This window comes from Janthinobacterium sp. PAMC25594, from assembly GCF_019443505.1.
GTDB lineage: Bacteria > Pseudomonadota > Gammaproteobacteria > Burkholderiales > Burkholderiaceae_D > Janthinobacterium.
Genome location: NZ_CP080377.1, coordinates 1120885 through 1145108 on the forward strand (window position 1 = coordinate 1120885; position 24224 = coordinate 1145108).

Consider the following 24224-nt stretch of genomic DNA (forward strand, 5'->3'; position numbering starts at 1 on the left):
CACCGCCACCCCAGGGCCCAGATGAAAAAGCAGATTCGGGAACAGCTGAAACAGCAACTGAAAGCCGACCGCCAGGTCGTCATTGCGGCCTTCCAGGCCGACGGCAAGCCTGAAAAACTGCTGCGCAGCCTGCGCCACAGCGTCGATGGCGTGCTGGCGCGCGCCTGGCAGGAGGCGGGCTTGCCACCCGGTACGGCCCTGGTGGGCGTGGGCGGCTACGGTCGCGGGGAACTGTTTCCCTATTCCGACGTCGACCTGCTGATCCTGCTGCAGCAGGCGCCCGAGGCGGCGACGCAGGAAAAGCTCGAGGAACTGGTGCAACTGCTGTGGGATCTGGGCCTGGAAATCGGCCACAGCATCCGCACGGTCGAGGAATGCATGGTCGAATCGAAGGCCGACATCACCGTGCAAACGAGCCTGCTCGAAGCGCGCCTCGTGTGCGGCAACGCGGACCTGTTCGCGCAACTGCAGCAGCGCTACGAGGCGGCCATGGACCCGCAGGCGTTTTTCCAGGCGAAAACGGCGGAAATGCGCCAGCGCCATGCCAAATACGAAGACACGGCCTTCAGCCTGGAACCGAATTGCAAGGAAAGCCCGGGCGGCCTGCGCGACCTGCAGGTGATTTTGTGGGTGGCCAAGGCGGCCGGCCTGGCCAATTCCTGGCGCACGCTGGCCACGGGCGGCCTGATCACCCTGACGGAAGCGCGCCAGCTGATGGAAAAGGAGCGCGCCTTCAAGGATATCCGCGTGCGCCTGCACCTGCATGCGGGACGGCGCGAAGACCGCCTGGTGTTCGACGTGCAGACGGCCATCGCCGAATCGCTGGGCTTGCAAGCCACGGGCAGCGGGCCGCACATGCGCCGCGCCAGCGAATACCTGATGCAGCGCTATTACTGGGCCGCCAAGACGGTGACCCAGCTCAACACGATTTTGCTGCAAAACATCGAGGCACGGCTGTTTCCACAAGACGATGTGGCCGTGCCCATCAACGAGCGCTTCAATGAAGTCAACAGCCTGATCGACATCAGCGCCGACGATACGTTCGAACGATACCCGTCGGCCATGCTGGAAATTTTCGTCCTGATGACGGAGCGCCCGGCCCTGAAAGGCATGACCTCGCGCGCCACGCGGGCCCTGTGGCACGCGCGCTTCAAGATCGACGCCGCCTTCCGCCAGGACCCCGTCAACCGCGCCCTGTTCCTGCGCATCATGAAAGCACCCGTGGGCATCATCCATGCGCTGCGGCGCATGAACGAGATGAGCATCCTCGGGCGCTACCTGCCGAATTTCCGCCGCATCGTGGGTCAGATGCAGCACGACCTGTTCCACGTGTACACGGTCGACCAGCACATTCTGATGGTGGTGCGCAACATGCGTCGCTTCACCATGAGCGAACATGCGCACGAATACCCGTTCTGCAGCCAGCTGATGGCCGATTTCTCGCAGTCGTGGCTGCTGTACGTGGCGGCCCTGTTCCACGACATCGCCAAGGGCCGCGGCGGCGACCATTCGAAGCTGGGCGTGGCCGACGCCACCCAGTTCTGCCACGAGCACGGCATGTCGGCAGAGGACACGGAACTGGTCGCTTTCTTGGTGGAAAATCACCTGACCATGTCGCAAGTGGCGCAAAAGCAGGACCTGTCCGATCCCGACGTCATCGCCGCGTTCGCGAAAGCGGTCAAGGACGAGCGCCACCTGACGGGCCTGTACCTGCTGACGGTGGCCGACATCCGCGGCACCAGCCCGAAAGTGTGGAACGCGTGGAAAGGCAAGCTGCTGGAAGACCTGTACAAGATCACCCTGCGCGTGCTGGGCGGCGAGCCGCACACGGCCGACCGCGAACTGAAGAACCGCCAGCAGGAAGCGCTGGCCACCCTGCGCCTGTACGGCTTGCCGCCCGATGCCCATTTAAAACTGTGGCAGCAGCTCGATGTGGCGTATTTCCTGCGCCACGACGCGTCCGACATCGCCTGGCAGACGCGCTCGCTGTATGACAAGCTCGACAGCAAGTTGCCGGTGGTAAAATGCCGGCTGGCGCCCATCGGCGAAGGCTTGCAGGTGGCCGTGTACATTCCCGACCAGCCTGACCTGTTCGCGCGCATCTGCAGCTATTTCGACCGCAAGAATTTCAGCATCCTCGACGCGAAGATCCACACGACCAGGAATGGCTACGCGCTCGACACCTTCCTCGTCACGGAGCAGAACTTCGCCAAGAGCTACCGCGACATCATCAGCCTGATCGAGCATGAGCTGGGCGAACTGCTGCAGTCGCAGACGCCACTGCCGCCGCCGGGCAAGGGACGGCTGTCGCGCCTGTCGCGCACCTTCCCCTTCCAGCCGACGGTGGACTTGCGGCCCGATGAAAAGGGCCAGTACTACCTGCTGTCGGTGGCCGCCAACGACCGCACGGGCCTGCTGTATGCGATCGCCAATGTGCTGACCAAGTACCGCATCAACCTGCACACGGCCAAGATCATGACCCTGGGCGAGCGGGTCGAAGACGTTTTCCTCGTCGACGGCCCCGCGCTCAACAATGCCCGCAACCAGATATTGCTGGAAACCGATTTACTCGATGCGCTGAAGGTGTAAACCTTGTGCGCAGCGCCTACCCTTACTGAAACTGAAACAACATGACCGAAGAATTATTACGCCTGTCCAAGCGCATGTCCGAACTGGGCCTGTCCTCCCGCCGCGAAGCCGATGAATGGATCGCGCGCGGCTGGGTTCGCGTCGACGGCAAGGTGGTATCCGAGCTGGGCAGCAAGGTCTATCCCAGCCAGAAAATCACCGTGGAACGCCAGGCGGCGGCCGAACAGTCCAAGCGCGTGACCGTGCTGATCAATAAACCGATGGGTTACGTCAGCGGCCAGGCCGAAGATGGCTACACGCCGGCCGTGGCCCTGATCAAGGCCGAGAACCGCTGGGCGGAAGACCGCAGCCCGGAACAGTTCCATCCGACCCAGCTGCGCAGCCTGGTGGCGGCTGGCCGCCTGGACATCGATTCCGTCGGCTTGCTGGTCTTGACGCAGGATGGGCGCGTGGCCAAGCAGCTGATCGGCCACGATACCGATATCGACAAGGAATACCTGGTGCGCGTGAGCTACACCAAGGGCGACGTCCTGCCCGACAGCGAGCTGAAAAAGCTCAACCACGGCCTGTGGCTCGACGGCAAGCCGTTGCTGCCGGCCAAGGTGCGCTGGCAAAATGAAGACCAGCTGAGCTTTACCCTGCGCGAAGGCAAGAAACGCCAGATCCGCCGCATGTGCGAAGCCGTCGGCCTGAAAGTGCTGGGATTGAAACGCGTGCGCATCGGCAAGGTCAAGCTGGGCGACTTGCCAACGGGCCAATGGCGTTACCTGAGCGCGGACGAGCAGTTTTAAACGTACCGGGATCTATATCCAGCAGGCAACAAGAATAGTGCAACAAAGGCAATTATTGTGATTTAGTTAGCAAATATTGCCTTGAACCTATACACTATTCCCCATTAGAAATTACAAGAGATACGCCGTCGTGAACGATCCCATTCCTAATCCCCTGCGCAAAGGCGCGCCCAGCCTGGCCGATGTGGCCGAGCCGATGGAGCCAGGTACCAAGCCGCACCATATGAGCGATCCGTGGGATATCGGCGAAACCCTGTGCAGCCTGGCTGACAACGGCGACGCCATTTCCATCTACCCGACAAGCGGCGAAGACGTCATCATGGCGCGCATCTTGTCCGTCGACGACGACTTGCCGCAATTCGTGCTGGAACTCAATGAGGGGACCACCCTGCCCGAAGGCGGCGCCACGTTTGTATCGTGGGTGCAAAACGCCAAGCTGCAATTTACCATCAATGGCGAATGGCAGGCGTATCCCGAGCGGCCGAACGTCTACCTGACGAACTTCCCCGGCCATTGCCTGGTGCTGGAACGGCGCGAATCGGCGCGCCTGGAAACGCCGCTGGGTGTGTACTACCTGGCCGCCTTCGTGCTGGAAGGCCGACCGTATGAATTGCAGCTGTATGATTTCTCGGCCGGCGGCATCGGCATGCGTGCCCACCCTCGCGATACGGTCGGCCTGTATGTGGGCCGCAAACTGTCGCGCGTACGGCTGGAACTGGGGCCGGACAAGGTCATGATCGCCGACCTGGAAATCCGCCTGTCGCGCACCTTCCGCTCCTTCCTGCTGGGCGAGCAAGTGCAGATCGGCTGCCGTTTCCTGAACCTGACGGATGCCATGCAGGATGAATTGAAAGTCTTGCTCGACAACCTGGGCAGCAGCCGCAAGGTGCGCTAAATTCGCAGGTTTGTCTCAGGTATAAAAAATGGCCGCCCAGCTGATGCTGCGCGGCCATTTTTTGTTTGGCATTCAAAGTCGCGAGGCACCTGAAAAACGTTCAGGGCAAGGCGCCTTGCCGAAGACAGTACGAATAGTACGGCGAGGCAAGGCAACGCCGCCATGGGCGTTTTCTCAGGCGCCGATCAATCGTCGTCGTTGGGGTCCAGGTCCGGGAACATGACTTCCGTGTAACCGAACTGCGTGAAGTCGACGATACGCATCGGATACAGGATACCGTGCAGGTGGTCCACTTCATGCTGCACCACGCGGGCATGGAAACCGTCGCAATCGCGGCTGATGGGCTGGCCGAAGTGGTCCACGCCTTCATAGTGCAGCTCGCTCCAGCGCGGCACGCTGCCGCGCAAACCTGGCACGGACAGGCAACCCTCAAAGCCCTCTTCCTTGCGCTCCGTCAAAGGCGTCAGCACAGGGTTGATCAGCACGGTTTCCGGCACTTGCGGCGCGTCAGGGTAGCGCAGGTTCTGTTTGAAGCCGTAGATCACCAGCTGCAGGTTGACGCCGATCTGCGGCGCCGCCAGGCCCGCGCCATTGGCCGCATGCATGGTGTCGAACATGTCGGCGATCAAGGCGTGCAATTCGGGCGTATCGAATTCGCGCACAGGCTCGGCCATGCGCAGCAGGCGCGGATCGCCCATCTTCAGAATCTCGCGTACGGTCATTTTGCTTCCAGTGTCGATTGCAGTTGTTGCAGGTACGTACGGAAAGCGGCGCCCGTTTCCGGATGCTTCATGCCCATCGCCGTCGTTGCCTTCAGATAACCCAACTTGGAGCCGCAGTCATAGCGCTGCCCCTGATAGCGGTAAGCCAGCACGCGCTCTTCGCGCATCAGGGCGGCAATGCCGTCCGTCAACTGGATTTCGCCGCCGGCACCCGTACCCAGGTTTTCCAGGTGACCGAAGATGCGGCTGGTCAGCACATAGCGGCCCACCACGGCCAGGGTCGACGGCGCCTCTTCCGGAGCAGGCTTTTCCACGATGGCCGAGACCACTTCCAGGTCAGGCTGATAATTCTTTGCCGACACGATACCGTACTGCCTGGTTTCCGCGCGCGGCACATCCTGCACCGCCAGCAACGAGCAATTTTCATACTGGAAGACATCGGTCATCTGCGCCAGCACGGGGCGCACACCCTCTTCCACGTCCATGAAATCGTCGGCCAGCAAGACGGCAAACGGTTCGTCGCCGATCACGGGACGGGCACACAGCACGGCATGCCCCAGGCCCAGCGGTGCCGACTGGCGTATATAAATGCAATTGATGTGCTTGGGAATGACGTTTTGCACCATGTCGAGCAACAGGCGCTTGCCTGCCGCTTCCAGTTCCGACTCCAGCTCATAGGCCGTATCGAAATGGTCTTCGATGGCGCGCTTGTTGCGGCCCGTGATGAAGATCATTTCCGTGATGCCCGCCGCCACCGCTTCTTCCACTGCGTACTGGATCAATGGCTTGTCGACGATCGGTAACATTTCCTTCGGTTGCGCTTTGGTCGCAGGCAAGAAACGGCTGCCCAGGCCAGCGACGGGGAAAACTGCTTTTCTGATTTTTTTCATGGGTCTTCTGTAATATTTTAATGATTAGTCTTGCGCGAGCAAGGCCAGCAACCCAGCCTCGTCGAGTATGGCCACGCCCAGTTCCTGCGCCTTGGCCAGCTTGCTGCCGGCGTCCGAGCCGGCCACGACATAGCCGGTCTTCTTCGACACGGAACCGCTGACCTTGCCACCGGCCGCCTCGATCAGCTCCGCGGCCTCGTCGCGGCTCATATTGGGCAAGGTGCCCGTCAGGACGAAGGTCTTGCCGTCCAGCTTGCCGCCAGCGGCTGCCATTTCAGGCAATTGTGACAGTAATTCATTGCGCAGGGCGTCCAGTTGAGCAAGCAGCTTGACATTGCTCTCATCGGCCAGCCATTGCGCCAGCGACTCGGCGACAGCGGCGGGCAAGCCCGCGTGGAAACTGGCGCCTTGCGCCGCCAGGCTGGCCAGGGTCACGCCCCGCTCCACCAGCTGCTTGCTGCGCGGTTCCGTCAGCTTGGGAATGCCGATGGCCGCCAGCAACGTCGTTTGCTCCAGCTGCGTACGCAGCTTGGCGCTGGGCGCATGTTCACCCTGCGGCGTGACGCCAGCGTCCAGCAATGCCTGCAGCGCCTGCTGGTTCTTTTCTTCGGCAAAAAAGTCGGCGATGGACTCGGCCACGGTGCCGCCGATGTCGGGCAGCACGCGCAGCAAGGCCGCAGGCGCTTGCCGCACATAATTCAAACTGCCCAGCCATTCGGCCAGGGTCTTGGCCGTCGATTCGCCCACGTGGCGGATGCCCAGCGCAAACAGGAAACGTTCGAGCGGTGGACGCTTGCTGGCCTCTATGCCAGCAAGCAGGTTTTCCGCCCATTTGGTGGGAATCTTGCCTTGTTGCACTGTTTCTGGCGTCGAACCATCGCGCTCGTCGGCGCGCACTTTCATTTCCAGCAATTTATCCAGGGTCAGGCTGTACAGGTCGGCCAGCCCATGCACGTATTCCAGTTCGACCAGGGTATCGATATAACGTTCCCCCAATCCCTCGATATCCATCATGCGGCGGCCCGCGAAGTGACGGAACGCTTCCTTGCGCTGGGCCGAACAGAACAGGCCGCCCGAGCAGCGGGCAATCGCCTCGCCCTCTTCGCGCACCACATGGGAATCGCAGACAGGACAGCGCTCCAGCATCTTGAACGGCAGCGGCGTCGGTTCCGGGCGCTTCTCCAGCACCACGGACAGCACTTCCGGGATCACGTCGCCGGCGCGGCGCACGACGACGGTATCGCCCACGCGCACATCCTTGCGCAACACCTCGTCTTCATTGTGCAAGGTGGCATTCGTCACCGTCACGCCGCCCACGGACACGGGCGCCAGGCGCGCCACGGGCGTCATGGCGCCGGTGCGGCCCACCTGGATATCGATGCCCAGCACCACGGTCAAGGCTTCTTCGGCGGGGAACTTGTGTGCCAAGGCAAAACGCGGTGCGCGCGACACAAAGCCCAGCTCCTGCTGGTCTTGCGTCGCGTTGACCTTGTAGACGACGCCGTCGATTTCGTAGGGCAAGGTGGGACGGCGCGCGCCGATATCGGCGTAGTAATCGAGCAAGCCCTGCGCGCCCTGCACCACACGGCGTTCCTTCGACACGGGGATGCCCAAGGTTTCGTACCAGTCGAGCAAGGCCGAATGCGACACGGGCATGGCGGCGCCATCGAGGGCACCGATGCCGTAGGCATAAAAACGCAGCTTGCGCTGCGCCGTGATGCGCGAATCGAGCTGGCGCAGGCTGCCGGCGGCCGCATTGCGGGGATTGGCGAATTCCTTCTGCCCCGCTACACGCTGGCGTTCGTTCAGGCGGGCAAAATCGGCCTTGAACATCATCACTTCGCCGCGCACGTCCAGCACGGCCGGTATCTTGTCGCCATGCAGGCGCAGCGGGATGCCGGAAATGGTGCGGATATTCGCCGTCACGTCTTCGCCCGTGGCGCCATCGCCGCGCGTGGCCGCCTGCATGAACAGGCCGTTTTCATAGCGCAGGTTGATGGCCAGGCCGTCGAATTTCACTTCGGCCGCATAGTCGACTTGCGCAACGTCAAGATCCAGGCCTTCGCGCACGCGGCGGTCGAAATTGACGATATCGTCATCGGTGAAACCATTGTTCAGCGACAACATCGGCACCGTGTGCGTGACTTGCTCGAATTGCGGCAGCGGTGCCGCACCCACGCGCAGGGTGGGCGAATCCGGTTGCAGCAACTCAGGATGGGCCGCTTCCAGCGCCTGCAGTTCGACAAACAGCTTGTCGTACTCGGCGTCGGGAATGGTGGGATTGTCGAGCACGTGGTAGGCGTGCAGGTGCCGGTTGAGTTCGGCGGTGAGTGCCAGGACCCGCGCTGCGGCGTCCTGGTTGATCGGATCAGTCATTGTTGCGGGATTCTTCAGCTAAATAAACGCAGGGCGCGGGTGGAACCGGCGGGAATGTCGGCCGCGTCCATTTCCTGGTAAAAATCTTGCACCTGGCCCGCGATCTCGGCCAGCGCCGCATCGGACAGGGCCTGGTTGTAATCGTCGACGATGGTGGCGTCGAGGCGGCCCACCAGTGCCTTGGCGCAAGCGACCATGGCGCCGAAACCGTCGCGCGCAGGCGCCACGCAGGGCACGTCCAGCAGCAGGGTCAGGCGGGACGTGGTTTCCTCGGCCAGGGTGACATTCGTCGACAGCGAGAACAGATAGCTGCCGTCGCCATCGGGCATGACGAAGCGGCCGTCCGGACGCACGTCGAAGCCCTGCTTTTCCAGCGCAAACAGCAAGGTGGAAATGGCCCACGGCGCGCCGTTCGTGTGCAGGTTGACGCCCAGTTGCGCGTCGTGGCCGGCGACGAAGCGGTGCAAGGTGCGCGCTTCGGCCATCACTTCCATCATGTCGGGCACTTCCGGCTCGGCACCGATCTCGTCGGCCACGCCACGCAAGCGCGTGACCAGTTCCGAGTATTCGAGTTCATTCAGGGCCGTGCTGCGGCTGGCCAGCTGCACGCCGCCCTGCATTCTGGTGTAGACACCGCCATGCGTGATCGGCTCCCAGTCGCCATTCACGTGCAATCCGATGAAGTGCACGGGCTTGTTGCCGACCAGTCGCAGGGTTTGCAGCACGGGCAGGATCTTGTCGCCGCGCACGGGCGCTTCCAGCGACAAAGGCAGCAGGCAGTCGATCAGCGGGTCGACCAGGCTGGTCGCCTGTTCGCTGGCCGCGCTCACTTCTTGCACGGGCTCGGCGGCTGGTGCCGCGACCGGCTCGGCAGCGATATCCCCCAGCGACGGTTCCGCATGCACGGGGGCGTCGGACACGGGTGCCGCTGGCGGCGCGCCGAACGACGGCTCGGTCTTGGCGGCTGGCGCGGCGTCAAAGCGTGGTTCATGGCGCAGGACGGGTTCCTGGACATTCGCCACGGGGGCGTCGCCCTCGCGCATCAGCACGTCGTCGTGATCGGTGGAAAAAGCCCGTTCCACGCTTTTCTTGGCCTTGTATTCCTGCCATTTGTTGTACGAGAAAACACCGACGATAAAGACGCCGCCGGCGCCGAACAAGGTAATTTGTAAGTCTGTCATGCTGCTTGTGCCTCGGTTGCAAAATTTGCGGCGGACTCCATGTCCACCGCCACGATGCGCGATACGCCCTGCTCCTGCATCGTCACACCGATCAATTGATGGGCCATTTCCATCGCAATCTTGTTATGCGAAATGAAAAGGAATTGGGTCTGGTCGGACATGCGCTTGACCATGCGGCAGAAGCGTTCCGTGTTCGAATCGTCCAGCGGCGCATCGACTTCGTCGAGCAGGCAGAACGGCGCCGGATTCAGGCGGAACATGGAAAACACCAATGCGGTCGCGGTCAGCGCCTTCTCTCCACCCGATAACAGGTGGATGGTGGCATTTTTCTTGCCGGGAGGCTGCGCCATGACTTGTACACCGGAATCGAGAATCTCGTCGCCCGTCATGGTCAGCCTGGCTTGCCCCCCGCCGAACAGGATGGGGAACAGCTCGGAAAAGTGATGGTTGACCTTGTCGAACGTGTCTTGCAGCAAATCGCGCGTTTCCTTGTCGATCTTGTGGATCGCGTCTTGCAGCGTATTGATCGCTTCCGTCAGGTCGGCATTCTGGGCGTCGAGGAAATTCTTGCGCTCGGATGCCTGCGCCAGCTCGTCCAGCGCGGCCAGGTTGACGGCACCCAGGCCCGTGATGGCATTGGTCAGGCGCGTCACTTCGCCCTGCAAATACGAGGGACGCATGTCCGGGTGCAATTTTTCCGTCAAGGCCGCCTCATCGGCACCGGATTCCAGCAATTGCTGGGCGAATTGCTCCTGGTTCAGGCGCGCGGCCTGCTCCTTGAGCTGCATTTCCATGATCTTGTCGCGCTGCGGCTGCAGGCTGCGTTCCGACTGCGTGCGCGCATCTTCGGACAGGCGCAGCTGCTGCGTGATCTGGTCCAGTTCATGGCGCGCGTCCGCCAGCGCCCGCTCCTGCGTGGTGCGGCGCTCGAGCAAGTCCTGCAAGCCGTCGGCCGCCGCGCCGCTTTCCAGGTTGGCCAGTTCCAGTTCACCCGCCTGCAGGCTGGCCGTCACTTGCTGCGCCTGCGTGCTGGCCGTGGCGATGTTGCGGCGCAATTCCTCGATCTTCGCGCGGTGGGCTTTTTCCGCGTATTCCGTATCCTTGGCGTTTCGCTCCAGGTCGCGCAAGGCTTCGCGCGCTTCGGCCAGGCGCTGTTCCTTCTGCAAGAAATCCGTATGGCCGTCTTCGTGCGCTTCCTGCAAGTTGCCCAGTTCCATGTCCAGCTGTTCGAATTTCTCTTCCGATTCCAGCTTGGTCTGCATTTGCTCCGCTTCCTGCGCGGCGATTTCGGCGAGATCGGCACCGATCTGCGTGCTGCGCTGGTTGAAACGCGCTTCCACTTCCGACAATTTGACGACGTCCAGTTGCAAAGTATGCACGGACGACGTCAGTTGCTGTATGCGCAAGCGCAAATCGGACAGGTTGCGCGTCAAGGTTGCCACGGCCGCATCGGCCCGCACGGAACGGGCGCGCGCCTCTTCGGCCAGCAATTGCTGGGCACGCAACTGTTTGCCGATATTCTCGATTTCCTGCTGACGCCCCAGCATGCCTTCCTGCTCCGAATCGGCCGCATAGAAGCGCACGCTGGACGCCGTGACCACGTGCCCAAGCCGCGTGACGAAATAGCCGCCCGGCGGCAATTTACCGCGCTCGGCCAGCGCCTCGGCCGCGTCTTCGACGGCGTAGGCGTTGTACAGCCAGTCCTGCAGCAAGCCGCGCAAGCCCGGATCGTTGAGTTTCAACAAATTCAAAAACGGTTTCAGGCCTGGTACGTCCGGCATCGGCAGCGGTGCCACCGTGGATGGCGCGTACAGGGCCAGCTTGGCGGGCGGCGCGTCGGCAAAGAAAGCCTTGGCCCAGTCGATATTCGACAATTGCAGGGCCGACGTGCGCTCGCGCAAGATCGATTCCATGGCCGCTTCCCAGCCCGCCTCGATCTGCAGCTTTTGCCACAGGCGCGGCAAGGTGTCGAGCTCATGCTTTTTCAGCCACGGCTGGACCTTGCCCTGGGTTTGCACCCGTTCCTGCAATTGTTTCAAAGCGGAAAGACGCGCTTCCAGCTGGGCATTCGCGGCCGTCTCGGCATTGACTTGCGCCTGCGCCTCGGCACGTTCCTGTTCCAGCTTGGGCTGCTGCTCCAGCGCTTCTTCCAGGTAGAAACCCTGCTCTTCCAGCGTCTGCTGCTTTTCTTCCAGCTGCAGTTTCAGGTTTTCCAGGTGGCTGCTGTCGGGCAAACTGAGGCTGTTCTTTTCCTGCTGCAGGCGCTCGCGGCGCGTCAACAGGCTGGCCAGGATGTTCGAGGCGTTGCGCTGGTGCGCCGATTCCAGTTCCAGCTGCTGCTGGGCCTGCATGATGCGCGCGCGCGATTCCGTGCTCTTGTTTTGCGCGGCGCGCCAGGCGGCGTCCAGCTCGGGCAATTGCTCGCCCTTCTGCTCGGCCATCATTTGCGATTGCTCCACCTTGGCAGCCAGCTCTTCGAGGTGGAATTCCGCCTCTTCGATCTGTTCCTGGTATTCGCCGCCCTGGCTGGTCCACTGGTCGCGCTGGGCCGTCAGGGTGGCCAGCTGGGCCTGCAGGCGGGCGCGCGATTCGATGACGAACTTGATCTGCGCTTCCAGGCTGCCGATTTCCGCATTCGTCTGGTACAGATGGCCTTGCGCCGTATGCAAGCGGTCGCCCACGGCAAAATGCGCCTGGCGCATCTGTTCCAGCGTCAATTCCACATTGCGCAGCTTGGCCGTCTGTTCTTCCAGGTCCGTCTGCGCCTGTTCCACTTCGCGGAAATAGCGCGTCTGCTCGTTGTGCGCCTCGTTCTTGCGCAGCAGCCACAGCAATTTCTGCTTTTCTTCCTGGTCCGCCTGCAAGGCGTGGAAACGGGTGGCCACGGCCGCCTGCGCTTCCAGCTTTTCCAGGTTGGCATTGAGTTCGCGCAAGATGTCTTCCACGCGCAGCAAGTTTTCGCGCGTATCCTGCAAGCGGTTTTCCGTCTCGCGCCGGCGTTCCTTGTATTTGGAGACACCGGCCGCTTCTTCCAGGAACACGCGCAGCTCTTCCGGGCGCGATTCGATGATGCGCGAAATCATGCCCTGGCCGATGATGGCGTAGGCGCGCGGGCCGAGGCCCGTGCCGAGGAAGATATCCTGGATGTCGCGCCGGCGCACAGGCTGGCCATTGATGTAATAGGTGGACGTGCCGTCGCGCGTCAGGGTGCGCTTGACGGCGATCTCGGCGTACTGGCCCCACTGGCCGGACGCCTTGCCATCGTTGTTGTCGAACACCAGTTCCACGGAAGCGCGCCCAGCCGGCTTGCGGTGGGTGGAACCGTTGAAGATGACGTCCTGCATCGATTCGCCGCGCAATTCCGACGCTTTCGATTCGCCCAGCACCCAGCGCACGGCATCGATGATGTTCGACTTGCCGCAGCCATTCGGCCCAACCACGCCCACGAGCTGGCCTGGCACCTGGAAATTGGTGGGATCGACGAAAGACTTAAATCCCGACAACTTGATGGAAGAGAGACGCACGTGTTTTAGAGTTCCTGGCCTATGCTGGCGGTTGAGATCGGCGAACCCGGTTCATATTCAGTTCAGATGCACCATTGCGACGGCAGTCTGGCCGCTCACCGCAAAAAAGTGGTTCATCATACCATTTCCTGATGCTTTTCTGGCCAAAAAACAGCGGCATCCAGCGCCGGCCGGCACGAGCTCAAGGGGCTGGGCGGCCATCTTGCGCCAGTTTCCAGTCTTCACGGGAAAAAACGCGATCATGGCCGGACAGCACCATGGCCAGTTTTTGCAGCCACTGCTCGGTCGGCATGGGCTCGGCCTTGAAGCTCAGCGCCACCATCAGCACCAGGCTGGCCAGCGCCAGCGCATGGCTGACGGCAAAATTCACGGCGCCGCGGGCATTCCACATGAAGCCCAGCGCCAGCGCCAGGCCCAGCACGCAGCCGCTGACCGATTCCGACACGCTGTGCGCATGCACGACGACGCGCGAAATGGCCACCAGCACGGCAAACGCCACGCCGACGAGCACGCCGGCATGGCGCCGGCGCGGTTCGGCGCGCTGCAGCAGCACATACATCAGCACAGGAAACACGGCGCCGGCGCGCATGGCGTGGCCGCTGAAGCCGGTAAAATCGAGCGCGCTGCTGCCCACACCCCAGCTCATGAAGGCCAGCTTCGACAGCACCACGAGGGCCAGGCCACCGCCGTACCACAGGCTCCAGCTGAGCACCAGGCGCCACTGCCGCGAGACGAGCAGCCACAGGGCAATCGCCACGCCAGCCGGCCCCATGACGGACATGTCGGCCGCAAAAGAAATTCCATTCCACCAAGTCATCGTGCCTGCGCTTATTTCATGATCAGCGTGCACTATGCCACGACTCGGCCCTGTTCCGCGCGGCTTTTGCTGTGCCGCAGCAAAGAATTACATTCGATTACAAAATTTCCGCCGGCCATCGCCGGGCGCGCGTCAGATATTCGTCAGGCGCTTGCCCCTGGGCGGCGCAAAGTCGCGGATCGATTCGACCATGCCCACTTCCAGCGCCTGGTCGGCCGTCAGGTGCAGGTCGGAATACGCATGCACCTGCCACTGCTCTTCCGTCAGGTTGACCTGGCCGCGCAGGATGCGCTCGGTACGCATGTCGTCGGCGCGCAAGCCCTCGACGATGATGCTGAGCGCATCGGGCCGCGAACCGGGCGAGGCGGTCGCATGCGATTTGTGCACCATGAAGCGGGCCGTGTCGCTGGCATGGCGATGCCGCCCCGACAGAAACAAGGTGACGGCGATCGACGCCACGGCGCCTGCGTTGTAGGTAATGATGTCGAACGGCAACTTGCTGAGGAAGTTGTACAGGCAAATGCCATCGCTGACATAGCCGCCGTTCGACTGGATCAGGATGTGCGCGGTGGTGAGCTTGTCTTCCGTGATGTCGGCCACGGCGTTGAAGACGCGCCGCACCATGTCACTGTTGACGTCGCCCGAGAGGGTAAAGTAACCGTGCTGCTCGGTGTTGTTTTGCGTCTCGCTTTGTGTAGTGTTCATGGCAGGCACCCGCAAGAAAGCCAGAATTTCATCATAGCGCATTCGCGCGCGGCCGGGCGCCCTTTTGCAGTGGATCAGCCCCCTGCCCAGCCCCGCAAATCGGGGGTTTTGCGGCAATTTGGCAACGTCTTTACAGATTGACAGAAACACCCCGCTGGCATATATTCCTTCCACTTGATCGGGAGAGGGCAACCCAGCGTTGCCGCCGAAGGGGCACTACCCAAAAACTCTCAGGCAAAAGGACCGATCAGGCGGACTGAAGCTGTTGCTTTGGCGACACTACAGCTCAACTCTGGAGAGCGGCCGCGGCTATTGCCGGCGGCCCACCGAAGGGGCGCACGGGGCAAGCCCCCGTAATCTCTCAGGTACAAAGGACAGGGGGGTCAGTGATCACGATGGAAAGCCGTTTTTGGCTGTTCTGTGTTCTGTTAACTTCCCCCTTTACCTTCGTCCCGAGGAATCCATGACGCTCAAAGCGACCCCACTCAACAACGCCCACCGTGCCCTCGGCGCCCGCATGGTCGATTTCGGCGGCTGGGACATGCCCGTCAACTACGGCTCGCAAATCGAAGAACACAACGCCGTGCGCGGCGACGCCGGCATGTTCGACGTGTCGCATATGTGCGTGGTCGATATCGAAGGCCCGAATGTGCGCGCCTTTTTGCGCGGCTTGCTGGCCAATAACGTCGACAAGCTGCAAGTGTCGGGCAAGGCGCTGTACTCGTGCATGTTGAATGCCGAAGGTACCGTCATCGATGACCTGATCGTCTACTTCTTCAATGAAAACTGGTTCCGCCTCGTCGTCAACGCGGGCACGGCGGAAAAAGACGTGGCCTGGATGCAGCAGCAAAACACCGCCACCAACAGCGGCCTGACGATTACCGAACGCCGCAATGCCAACGATCCGATGGCCCTGGTGGCCGTGCAAGGCCCGAACGCGCGCGCCAAGGTGTGGCAAGTGCTGCCGGAAACGCAAGCCGCGTCCGAAGCCATCAAGCCGTTCAACGTCGTCATCGTCAAGGACACCGCGTTCGGCGAAGTCATGCTGGCGCGCACCGGCTACACGGGCGAAGACGGCTTTGAAATCGGCGTATCGGCCACCCAGGTGGAAGCGCTGTGGAACGCCCTGATCGCCGCCGGCGTCAAGCCGGCCGGCCTCGGTGCGCGCGACACCCTGCGCCTGGAAGCGGGCATGAACTTGTACGGCCAGGACATGGACGAAAGCGTCAACCCGCTCGACGCGGGCCTGGCGTGGACCATCGACCTGGTCAGCGAGCGTGACTTCATCGGCAAGGCCGCCCTGCTGGCCAAGGGCCAGAATGCGCAATTCGTCGGTCTGATCCTGCGCGAAAAAGGCGGCGTGCTGCGCGCCCATCAAAAAGTCATCATCGCCGGTAACGAGCAAACGGGCGAAATCACCAGCGGCACCTTCAGCCCCACCATGCAGGAAGCGATCGCCCTGGCGCGCGTACCCAACGGCGTAGCTGTAGGCGACACCGTGCACGTGGAAATCCGCGGCAAGCAACTGGCCGCCTCCGTCGTCAAGCTGCCTTTCGTGCGTAACGGTAAAATCCTGGTTGCGTAAGCGATTAGCGATAGAGAGCCACCGCCCGCAAGACCGAATAAACATAATCAATAACGAACACTTACCATCTGGAGCCACACATGAACATTCCTGCAGACCTGAAGTACACCGCCTCCCACGAATGGGTACGCCTTGAAGGCGACGGCACCGTCACCGTCGGCATCACCGAGTACGCGCAGGACGCCCTGGGCGACATCGTCTTCGTCGAACTGCCAACCGTGGGCAACACCTATGGCGCCGGCGACGACGCCGCCGTGGTGGAATCGGTCAAGGCTGCGAGCGACATCTACGCGCCGATCGCCGGCGAAGTCGTGGCCGTCAACGACGACGTGGTCAACTCGCCCGAGTCGATCAACGCCGACGCCTACGCCAACTGGCTGTTCAAGATCAAGCCAGCCGACGTGTCGGCCCTGGACGGCTTGCTCGACGCCGCCGCCTATGGCGCCACCACCAGCGCCTGATCGCGTCTGACTCACGGGCCGCCATTGCGGCCCGTTTGCTTTGGTTGCAATAAATTACAGCAGCGCCCGCGCGCCGCCTCCCGGTTTTTCAGTCTTTTTTGGCCTCTATATCATGACCCGCACCAGCCTGACCCAACTCGAAGCACGCGATGCCTTCATCGCCCGCCACATCGGCCCTTCCGCCACCGAACAGCAAGCCATGCTGGCGACCCTCGGCTATCCATCGCGCGCCGCGCTGATCGATGCCCTGGTACCGGCCAACATCCGCAACAAGGGCGCCCTGCCCCTGGGCGCGTATTCGCAGCCGATGCCGGAACAGGAAGCCTTGTCGCGCCTGAAAGCCATCGCCGGCAAGAACCAGGTGTTGAAATCGCTGATCGGCCAGGGCTATTACAACACCTTTACGCCTGGCGTCGTGCTGCGCAACATCTTTGAAAACCCGGCCTGGTACACGGCCTACACGCCTTACCAGCCGGAGATTTCGCAAGGCCGCCTGGAAGCGATTTTGAACTTCCAGCAAGTGATCACGGACCTCACCGGCATGGGCATCTCGAACGCCTCGATGCTGGATGAAGGCACGGCCGCCGCCGAAGCGATGACCCTGATCCAGCGCGTGGGCAAATCGAAATCGAACGTGCTGTACGTCGCCAATGACGTGCTGCCGCAAACGCTGGAAGTGGTGCAGACGCGCGCCCAGCCGATCGGCATCGAGGTGCGTACGTTTGATCCGGCTGAAATCGAGTCGCTCGACGCCTGCTTCGGCGTGCTGCTGCAATACCCTGGCGTGAACGGCGTCGTGCGCGACTACCGCGCCGGCGTGGAAAAATTGCACGCGAATGGCGCCATGGTCATCGTCGCGGCCGACCTGCTGGCCCTGACCATGCTCACGCCGCCTGGCGAATGGGGCGCCGACGTCGTCGTCGGCAACAGTCAGCGCTTCGGCGTGCCGCTCGGTTTCGGCGGCCCGCACGCGGGCTACCTGTCCACGCGCGATGAATTCAAGCGCAATATGTCGGGCCGCCTGGTGGGCGTGACCGTCGATGCGCAAGGCAACAAGGCGTACCGTTTGGCCCTGCAAACGCGCGAACAGCACATCCGCCGCGAAAAAGCGACTTCGAACATCTGCACGGCGCAAGTGCTGCTGGCCGTGATGGCCTCGATGTACGCCGTCTACCACGGCCCTGCCGGCCTGCTGCAGATCGCCCAGCGCGTGCACCGTTTCACGGGCGTGCTGGCGGCCAACCTGAAGACGCTTGGCTATGGCGTCGTCAACGCGAGCTACTTCGACACCCTGACCATCCATGTCGCCGATGCGGCGCAACTGCACGCGACGGCCATGCACCACGGCGTCAACCTGCGCAAGATCGACAACACCCATGTGGGCGTGTCGCTCGATGAAACCACCACGCGCGACGATATCGCGCTGCTGTGGAAGGTGTTCGCACACGGCCTGGCCAACGCGCCTGCCGCGCCGGACCTGGACGCCGTTGAAGCGGCTGTGACCAGCGCGCTGCCGGCCAAGCTGGCACGCGAGAGCGCCTACCTGACGCACCCCGTCTTCAACAGCTACCATTCGGAACACGAAATGCTGCGCTACCTGCGCAGCCTGGCCGACAAGGACCTGGCGCTGGACCGCACCATGATCCCGCTCGGCTCGTGCACCATGAAGCTGAACGCGACGAGCGAAATGATCCCTGTCACCTGGCCAGAATTCTCGAACATCCACCCGTTCGCGCCAGACGCGCAAACGGTGGGCTACCGCGAAATGATCGCGCAGCTGGAAGAAATGCTGTGCGCATTGACGGGCTACGCGGCCGTCTCGCTGCAGCCGAACGCCGGCTCGCAGGGCGAATACGCGGGTCTGCTGGTGATCAAGGCGTATCACGAATCGCGCGGCGAAGGCCACCGCAACATCTGCCTGATCCCATCTTCGGCGCACGGCACCAACCCGGCATCGGCCAACATGGTCGGCATGCAGGTGGTCGTCACCAGCTGCGACGCCAACGGCAACGTGGACCTGGCCGACCTGAAAGCGAAAGCGGAAAAGCACAGCGCCAACCTGGCTTGCGTGATGGTCACCTACCCGTCCACCCACGGCGTGTTTGAGGAAGGCATCCAGGAACTGTGCGAGATCATCCATTCGCACGGCGGCCAGGTCTACATCGACGGCGCCAACATGAACGCGCTGGTCGGCGTGGCCGCTCCCGGCTCGTTCGGTGGCGACGTATCGCACCTGAACCTGCACAAGACCTTCTGCATTCCGCACGGCGGTGGCGGACCAGGCGTCGGCCCGATCGGCGTGGGCGCCCACCTGGCGAAATTCCTGCCGAACCAGCGTTCTACCGGCTACCGGCGCGACGTAGCCGATGCGGGTATAGGCGCCGTCAGCGCCGCGCCATTCGGCTCGGCCAGCATCCTGCCGATTTCGTGGATGTATATCGCCATGATGGGCGCAGAGGGATTAACCGCAGCCACCGAGACGGCGATCCTGGCGGCGAACTACATCGCGCGCCGCCTGGCGCCGCACTACCCGGTGCTGTACTCGGGCCACGACGGCCTGGTCGCGCACGAGTGCATCCTCGACCTGCGCCCGATCACGGACGCCACCGGCATCAGCAACGAAGACGTGGCCAAGCGTTTGATGGACTTCGGCTTCCATGCACCGACCATGAGCTTCCCGGTGCCGGGCACCTTGATGATCGAGCCGACGGAAAGCGAATCGAAAGTGGAAATCGACCGCTTCATCGACGCCATGATCGCCATCCGCGCAGAAATCGCCAAGGTCGCCAGCGGCGAATTCGACCACGACGACAACCCGTTGAAAAACGCGCCGCATACGGCACAAGTCTTGATGTCGGACAACTGGGAACGCAAGTACAGCCGTGAAATCGCGGCCTACCCCGTCGCTTCCCTGCGCCAGCGCAAATACTGGCCACCGGTCGGCCGCGCCGACAACGTGTACGGCGACCGCAACCTGTTCTGCGGTTGCGCCCCGATCAGCTCGTACGAGGAAGAGTAAGCAAGAGTAAGCGCCGGGCTCCCGCTTCAGCGGGCGTAGCGACGACAAGAAGGCAGGCCACGCGGCCTGCTTTTTTTATCGTAGGTCGGATTAGCGCGCAAGCGCGTAATCCGACGCCACCACTGGCCTCGCCAACAATGTTGTCGGATTACGCGGCTACGCCGCTAATCCGACCTACGCAACCGGCAACGCCAGCAAGACGGCGCCCGGCAAGCCCAGCACGGTGCCCAGTATCGTCAGCAACATGACGTCGCGCCGCTCGCAGCGGCTGCGGTGCGAGCTCCAGGCGGCAAACAGCAGCGCGACGGCCACGCCGCTGAGCGAGATTCCCACTTCCGTCATGTCAACTCTCCCGTCATTGTTGCTTCTTTCATCGCTCTCATCCTTTTCATTGATTGAACCAACTACCTATCGGTAGGTAGCCAGTGTACAATAAAAAAGACGGCAATGTCCATGCCGTGTTTTTTGACACATGAAGGAAGCGCAATGCGGCAGCAAACCACTCTCCCCGCCGCCAGTCTTGGGCTGGCGGCTTCCCTGGCCCTGGTGGCCGTGCTCGGTCCGGCAGGCATCGACATGTATCTGGCCTCGATGCCCGCCATGGCGCGCGAACTGCACACCTCGTATGCGAACGTGCAGCTGAGCCTGACCGTCTTCCTGCTGGCCCTGGGCGCTGGGCAGCTGCTGTGTGGGCCGCTGACGGACATGCTGGGCCGGCGCCGTCCGCTGCTGGCCGGCATCGCCGTCTACATCGTCGCGGCCGTCTGGGCGTCGCAGGCGGAGCAATTGACCACCCTGCTGCTGGCGCGGACGCTGCAGGGCCTGGGCGCGGCGCTGACCCTGGTCGTGGTGATGAGCATGGTGCGCGACGTGGCCGATGGCGTCAAAGCGGCGCAGCTGTTCGCCCTGCTGATGACCATCGTGGGCCTGGCGCCCGTGCTGGCGCCCGCCGTGGGCGGCTTGCTCGACGCCCATTACGGCTGGCGCGCCGTGATGCTGGCCCTGGCCGCGCTGGGCGCCTTGACCCTGCTCAATAGCGCGCTGTTCCTACCGGAAACTTTACCCATCGCCAAGCGGGTCTCGCCGCGCGGCCTGCACCGCACGTATGCGCGCATCGCGCTGGACCGCGCCTTTTTGCTGCCCGCGCTGGCCCTGTCGGCCACTTTCTTTTTCCTGTTTGCGTATATCGGCGGTGCGTCACTGGTCTACCAGCGCGATTTCGGCTTGTCCGCCGGCAATTTCGGCCTGGTGTTCGGCGCCACGGGCGTGGCCGTGCTGCTGGGCGCGATGGCCAGCGGCCGCCTGGTGGCAAGGCACGGCGTGGCGCGCCTCTGCCTGGCGGGCAGCGCCGCCATGCTGGGCGGCGCCGTGCTGGCCCTGCTGGGTGCCTGGGCGGGCTTCGGCATCACCGCCGTCGTGCCCGGCATGTTCGTGTCCCTGTTTGGCCTGGGCATCGCGGAAGCGGCGCTGATGGCCATGGCCATGGGTTCGCAACAGCGTGCGCTCGGTTCCACGGCGGCATTGCTGGGTGCCATACAGATGACCTTGTCGTCGCTGGCCACACCGCTGGCGGCCAGCCTGTCCGAATGGGGGCCGCTGCCCTGGCTGCTGTTCTTGACGGTGGCCGGCCTGCTGGTATCATGGCTGACCCTGGCCACTGCGCGCATCCATCCGGCACGCGCCACCGGCCTGGGGGCGCACTGACGCTTCACCCAACTACTACCCTCATATGAAGAAACGCTCGGCTTCGGCCGATAACATCTGTGCCGTTGCAGTCGTGCACTTTTCCGAACACGGCTACGACGCCTCGTCCCTCAGCGATATCGCCGAGCAGGCGGGCATGCGCAAGGCCTCGCTGTATTCCCACTTCGCCGGCAAGGATGCCCTGTTTCTCGACGTGTTTGCCGACGCGCTGGCCGAAGAGCAAGCCTTCATGGACGCCTGCTTCGCCGACGAGGCGGCGCTGGCGGCACCGGGCGGCCAGCTGGCCGGCGCCCTGTATTGCGACCGCATGGCGCAGCGCTATGCGGACTCGGCCCATTTGCGCTTCCTGCTGCGCACGGCGTATCTGCCGCCCGCCACCCTGCGCATCGAAGTTGGCACGGGCTATGAAGCCTTGCTGGCGCAATTGCAGCGGCACTACGTGGCCAGCCTCGGTCGCCTGGCGCCAGCGTTGCCGGCCGCGCGCATCGACCTGTATGCGCAAGCCTACCTGGGCATCGTCGACAGCCTGCATGTGGAGCTGATCTATGCAGGCGGCGCCGCGCTGCAGCAGCGCCATGCGGCGCTATGGCACATCCTGTCCGATTCGCTGGCGATGGCGGCGCAACCGGCCTGATGCGGTATAGCTTACTGCCACACGGCGAACCGACAAACCTGCCTGACACTAGCCGCTATCGGCTCTTCGAAAGCACCGCTTTATCGCCTTCAAATGTGGTACGGCTTGCTGCCGGATTTTTCGCCTGTGAAGTTCCGCTTGCACCCCATAGCGGACTTTGCAATATCAAAATGATCGCCTGAACATTATTCGAGCTTTGAGTCTCGGTCGCAAGCGTATTTAGGGTGCTGCGCTGGAGCGAGGAAAGTATCGATGGCGGATACAATTTTGGCCTTCAATTGTTCACTGCCAGCATCTTGCATATCCTTGTGGCGCGAGCCTTTGATGTGGACCACGCATGTACCGTAGTGACCGCGCTCTTCCTCATTCGGCAACACACCGCGGTCGGCAGTGGTGTCACTGGCACGAATTGTCAGGACGTGGATACCAGCTGAGCGGGGCAACGCGACCCGACGGCTGTCGAGGCTGATAATGCTGGATACGCGGCTCCGGTTGTCAGCGGCAAACTGAGCCGAACTGTCGCCACCAAGCGAGTGCCCGACGAGAAGCAAGTGTCGCCAATCGAACTGAGGATAGCGTACTGCGGTCCCGTCGATCACGGTGGAGATCGACCGTGAAGCTACGCGGGCCATCGCCTGTAGTTGCTTCTTAATCGGCGCGTCCCGATTTAACTCTATGCCGCCAGAACTATCTTGCAACGCGACAACCAAGTAACCCATTCGGTTGAGATTTTGTGTAACGAATGAGTAGTCTGAACCGGAAAGCCCATATCCTGGGCTAAGGATTGCAACTGGACATGGTTGCGCACGAGTGCACGCTTGCACATCAGGTGGAACGTGAATATTCACTGGTACGGCAGCAAAGGCCATCGGTGTGCAAAACATCAGGGGAATTAAGGTGACGAGACGGCGCATTGAATCCTTTCTTGCTACGGTTGGAGGCTGCTGAATCTGGGCTTACTGATGATTATCTCTGAAGTCGAACAACGAACAATGCGATGTCACGACTACATGACGAGTTAAGGCGTAGCCTCGCAATAGGTCTGCTTTTGGCCGGTTGCTGTCGTCGGCAAGTTCCACTCTAAAGCTGATGTTGCTGAGTGCCAATACCGACGCGCGAAGCCAGTCAATGTTTAGAATCTTGTTGCTGTTGCAGGAGCGTAATGGCGGCATCCAGTCGGCGACGTGTAGTCCACAAGTCCATCATATTCGCGACCGAACAGCTAACGCCTAGGATGAGCAATACGCTGACCCACATCGGAGCATCAAACTGATCGATACCTTGCAGATACACCCCTAGTCCAACAATCAGCATTGTCACAAGAAATGTTGGCACTGATGAGGATGGGCGGTTCAGCACCGCTTTGGCATGCGCCTTGTGTTTTTCGCTGGCCAGAATTGCGTGAGCAATTTCGTCTTGTATGGGAGTAGGCATGATTGGATAAAATTTAATGGTGTATATGACTGCTTCTGGCCGGTTGCCGTCGTCAGCAGGTTTCGCCGCGAAGAGGTTATTGAGGTCGCTCAATGATAAAGCTCATTTAATGGCCGGCATTAGGAAAAAAAAGTAGGTATCCAGCGATGTCAGGCCCGCCTCCAGCACTTTTTTCTTTTGGATGGAGGCGCCCTTCGTTTACTGCTACCTCTTCAAAGTCAAACGGACTGATTCCTTCCAGACAGGCCACATTGATCCCTAATGGCCAACTGCCTGGAGGTCGGAGGCCTCCCGAAATTATTGCCGCTCGACTTTTCAATACAAGGGGCCGAGAGACGTCGGTCGCTGCCAATAGTGCTCGCCGTAAAACAGTCATCGTCCGGTGTCCATACGTACTGAGCAGCAACATCGTGGAAGCTGGCAGGGAATGAGAGGTTTTTGGCGAGGTGCACCAGTAGAAAGCCAGCCAGCGGAACGACGACAAGCAGCACAACAACGCCAAGGCAACCTGATCTCGATCCAGATCTGGAACCTGCAGCAGAAGCGCTACGCTCACGCTCTCGTGGCGTCCTGGCATGCACCCATTTGATATGGCAGGACTGGCAAAAGAATGTGGTTTTGTTGTTGCGCCAGGCTTCAATGGTTCGATCGGTATGGCGTGCAAGCGTGCCGCAACGGGCACAGTCGAAATGTGTTTCTTTGGGCATTTTTTTTGAAAAGTGCTTGCCTGCAAGGAACATGACAACAAGTCCCGCTATGACTGCCCCAACGATGAATTCCATAGACATGTGTTTTTCTGTATTGGCATCGTGTTCACCATGGCTATTTCCAGCCCATCAGCGTACCCGAGCATAACGGATTGCCAAGCAGAAAGAATCACACATTGTCACAGCAACG

General features: G+C 61.8%; 19 protein-coding genes and 2 riboswitches. Of the genes, 8 read left to right on the forward strand and 11 right to left on the reverse strand.

Annotation, left to right across the window (positions count from 1 at the left end; all coding sequences use genetic code 11):
- Nucleotides 1-21: 21 nt before the first annotated feature.
- The 3 genes from KY494_RS04885 to KY494_RS04895 all read left to right on the forward strand — a co-directional run bounded on the left by KY494_RS04885 (nt 22) and on the right by KY494_RS04895 (nt 4275).
- Nucleotides 22-2589: a [protein-PII] uridylyltransferase gene (locus tag KY494_RS04885; protein ID WP_219890124.1), complete on the forward strand. Its 2568-nt coding sequence runs from the start codon at nt 22-24 to the stop codon at nt 2587-2589.
- A 41-nt stretch (nt 2590-2630) separates the two neighbouring features.
- A complete protein-coding gene (locus tag KY494_RS04890; RefSeq protein WP_219135459.1) occupies nt 2631-3380 on the forward strand; it encodes a pseudouridine synthase in 750 nt (249 codons plus the stop codon).
- Between the two features lie 130 nt (nt 3381-3510).
- Nucleotides 3511-4275: a flagellar brake protein gene (locus KY494_RS04895; protein WP_219135460.1), complete on the forward strand. Its 765-nt coding sequence runs from the start codon at nt 3511-3513 to the stop codon at nt 4273-4275.
- Between the two features lie 185 nt (nt 4276-4460).
- Here the strand turns inward: KY494_RS04895 and def are convergent, their stop codons facing one another.
- The 7 genes from def to KY494_RS04930 all read right to left on the reverse strand — a co-directional run bounded on the left by def (nt 4461) and on the right by KY494_RS04930 (nt 14490).
- A complete protein-coding gene (gene def, locus KY494_RS04900) occupies nt 4461-4997 on the reverse strand; it encodes a peptide deformylase (RefSeq protein WP_219135461.1) in 537 nt (178 codons plus the stop codon).
- Entirely contained in the window at nt 4994-5887 is an 894-nt protein-coding gene (gene galU, locus KY494_RS04905) for a UTP--glucose-1-phosphate uridylyltransferase GalU (protein ID WP_219135462.1), read from the reverse strand. Before galU ends, def begins: the two co-directional genes overlap by 4 nt.
- A 24-nt stretch (nt 5888-5911) precedes the next feature.
- Nucleotides 5912-8263: an NAD-dependent DNA ligase LigA gene (gene ligA, locus KY494_RS04910; protein ID WP_219890125.1), complete on the reverse strand. Its 2352-nt coding sequence runs from the start codon at nt 8261-8263 to the stop codon at nt 5912-5914.
- A 14-nt stretch (nt 8264-8277) separates the two neighbouring features.
- Entirely contained in the window at nt 8278-9444 is a 1167-nt protein-coding gene (locus KY494_RS04915; protein WP_219890126.1) for a cell division protein ZipA C-terminal FtsZ-binding domain-containing protein, read from the reverse strand.
- Nucleotides 9441-12968: a chromosome segregation protein SMC gene (smc, locus tag KY494_RS04920; protein ID WP_219890127.1), complete on the reverse strand. Its 3528-nt coding sequence runs from the start codon at nt 12966-12968 to the stop codon at nt 9441-9443. The genes KY494_RS04915 and smc overlap by 4 nt, the downstream gene beginning before the upstream one ends.
- A gap of 181 nt (nt 12969-13149) precedes the next feature.
- Nucleotides 13150-13749 (reverse strand): phosphatase PAP2 family protein, encoded by a 600-nt coding sequence (locus tag KY494_RS04925; protein WP_219890128.1) that lies wholly within the window; start codon nt 13747-13749, stop codon nt 13150-13152.
- A gap of 168 nt (nt 13750-13917) precedes the next feature.
- Nucleotides 13918-14490 (reverse strand): ATP-dependent Clp protease proteolytic subunit, encoded by a 573-nt coding sequence (locus KY494_RS04930; RefSeq protein ID WP_257572198.1) that lies wholly within the window; start codon nt 14488-14490, stop codon nt 13918-13920.
- Between the two features lie 169 nt (nt 14491-14659).
- Nucleotides 14660-14746: riboswitch (glycine riboswitch) on the forward strand.
- Nucleotides 14747-14772: 26 nt separating this feature from the next.
- Nucleotides 14773-14878: riboswitch (glycine riboswitch) on the forward strand.
- 75 nt (nt 14879-14953) lie between these two features.
- Between KY494_RS04930 and gcvT the strand changes: the two genes are divergently transcribed.
- The 3 genes from gcvT to gcvP all read left to right on the forward strand — a co-directional run bounded on the left by gcvT (nt 14954) and on the right by gcvP (nt 19555).
- Nucleotides 14954-16075 carry a glycine cleavage system aminomethyltransferase GcvT gene (gene gcvT / locus KY494_RS04935; protein WP_219890129.1) on the forward strand — a complete coding sequence of 374 codons (1122 nt, stop codon included), beginning with the start codon at nt 14954-14956 and terminating at the stop codon, nt 16073-16075.
- Nucleotides 16076-16155: 80 nt separating this feature from the next.
- Nucleotides 16156-16536 carry a glycine cleavage system protein GcvH gene (gcvH, locus tag KY494_RS04940; protein WP_219890130.1) on the forward strand — a complete coding sequence of 127 codons (381 nt, stop codon included), beginning with the start codon at nt 16156-16158 and terminating at the stop codon, nt 16534-16536.
- 112 nt (nt 16537-16648) lie between these two features.
- Nucleotides 16649-19555 (forward strand): aminomethyl-transferring glycine dehydrogenase, encoded by a 2907-nt coding sequence (gene gcvP / locus KY494_RS04945; RefSeq protein WP_219890131.1) that lies wholly within the window; start codon nt 16649-16651, stop codon nt 19553-19555.
- Nucleotides 19556-19729: 174 nt separating this feature from the next.
- Here the strand turns inward: gcvP and KY494_RS04950 are convergent, their stop codons facing one another.
- Nucleotides 19730-19897 carry a hypothetical protein gene (locus KY494_RS04950; RefSeq protein WP_168208332.1) on the reverse strand — a complete coding sequence of 56 codons (168 nt, stop codon included), beginning with the start codon at nt 19895-19897 and terminating at the stop codon, nt 19730-19732.
- A 144-nt stretch (nt 19898-20041) separates the two neighbouring features.
- On the opposite strand from KY494_RS04950, the gene KY494_RS04955 reads away from it, so the two are divergent.
- On the forward strand, nt 20042-21259 hold the full coding sequence (locus tag KY494_RS04955; RefSeq protein WP_219890132.1) for a Bcr/CflA family efflux MFS transporter: 1218 nt from the start codon (nt 20042-20044) through the stop codon (nt 21257-21259).
- A gap of 25 nt (nt 21260-21284) precedes the next feature.
- Entirely contained in the window at nt 21285-21893 is a 609-nt protein-coding gene (locus tag KY494_RS04960; RefSeq protein WP_219890133.1) for a TetR/AcrR family transcriptional regulator, read from the forward strand.
- A gap of 185 nt (nt 21894-22078) precedes the next feature.
- On the opposite strand, the gene KY494_RS04965 is transcribed toward KY494_RS04960, so the two are convergent.
- The 3 genes from KY494_RS04965 to KY494_RS04975 all read right to left on the reverse strand — a co-directional run bounded on the left by KY494_RS04965 (nt 22079) and on the right by KY494_RS04975 (nt 24115).
- Nucleotides 22079-22807 (reverse strand): alpha/beta hydrolase, encoded by a 729-nt coding sequence (locus tag KY494_RS04965; RefSeq protein WP_219890134.1) that lies wholly within the window; start codon nt 22805-22807, stop codon nt 22079-22081.
- A gap of 211 nt (nt 22808-23018) precedes the next feature.
- Complete coding sequence (locus KY494_RS04970) at nt 23019-23420, reverse strand: hypothetical protein (RefSeq protein WP_219890135.1); 402 nt, start codon at nt 23418-23420, stop codon at nt 23019-23021.
- 125 nt (nt 23421-23545) lie between these two features.
- On the reverse strand, nt 23546-24115 hold the full coding sequence (locus KY494_RS04975; RefSeq protein ID WP_219890136.1) for a hypothetical protein: 570 nt from the start codon (nt 24113-24115) through the stop codon (nt 23546-23548).
- Nucleotides 24116-24224: the final 109 nt, after the last annotated feature.

Excerpts from the sequence above, each read along its gene's own strand:
- gcvP (WP_219890131.1), top strand. The coding sequence starts at position 16,649 with ATGACCCGCACCAGCCTGACCCAACTCGAAGCACGCGATGCCTTCATC.
- KY494_RS04915 (WP_219890126.1), bottom strand. The coding sequence starts at position 9,444 with ATGACAGACTTACAAATTACCTTGTTCGGCGCCGGCGGCGTCTTTATC.
- gcvH (WP_219890130.1), top strand. The coding sequence starts at position 16,156 with ATGAACATTCCTGCAGACCTGAAGTACACCGCCTCCCACGAATGGGTA.
- ligA (WP_219890125.1), bottom strand. The coding sequence starts at position 8,263 with ATGACTGATCCGATCAACCAGGACGCCGCAGCGCGGGTCCTGGCACTC.
- KY494_RS04965 (WP_219890134.1), bottom strand. The coding sequence starts at position 22,807 with ATGCGCCGTCTCGTCACCTTAATTCCCCTGATGTTTTGCACACCGATG.
- gcvT (WP_219890129.1), top strand. The coding sequence starts at position 14,954 with ATGACGCTCAAAGCGACCCCACTCAACAACGCCCACCGTGCCCTCGGC.
- KY494_RS04925 (WP_219890128.1), bottom strand. The coding sequence starts at position 13,749 with ATGTCCGTCATGGGGCCGGCTGGCGTGGCGATTGCCCTGTGGCTGCTC.
- KY494_RS04975 (WP_219890136.1), bottom strand. The coding sequence starts at position 24,115 with ATGTCTATGGAATTCATCGTTGGGGCAGTCATAGCGGGACTTGTTGTC.
- KY494_RS04890 (WP_219135459.1), top strand. The coding sequence starts at position 2,631 with ATGACCGAAGAATTATTACGCCTGTCCAAGCGCATGTCCGAACTGGGC.
- KY494_RS04930 (WP_257572198.1), bottom strand. The coding sequence starts at position 14,490 with ATGAACACTACACAAAGCGAGACGCAAAACAACACCGAGCAGCACGGT.
- KY494_RS04955 (WP_219890132.1), top strand. The coding sequence starts at position 20,042 with ATGCGGCAGCAAACCACTCTCCCCGCCGCCAGTCTTGGGCTGGCGGCT.
- KY494_RS04885 (WP_219890124.1), top strand. The coding sequence starts at position 22 with ATGAAAAAGCAGATTCGGGAACAGCTGAAACAGCAACTGAAAGCCGAC.
- galU (WP_219135462.1), bottom strand. The coding sequence starts at position 5,887 with ATGAAAAAAATCAGAAAAGCAGTTTTCCCCGTCGCTGGCCTGGGCAGC.
- def (WP_219135461.1), bottom strand. The coding sequence starts at position 4,997 with ATGACCGTACGCGAGATTCTGAAGATGGGCGATCCGCGCCTGCTGCGC.
- KY494_RS04950 (WP_168208332.1), bottom strand. The coding sequence starts at position 19,897 with ATGACGGAAGTGGGAATCTCGCTCAGCGGCGTGGCCGTCGCGCTGCTG.
- KY494_RS04960 (WP_219890133.1), top strand. The coding sequence starts at position 21,285 with ATGAAGAAACGCTCGGCTTCGGCCGATAACATCTGTGCCGTTGCAGTC.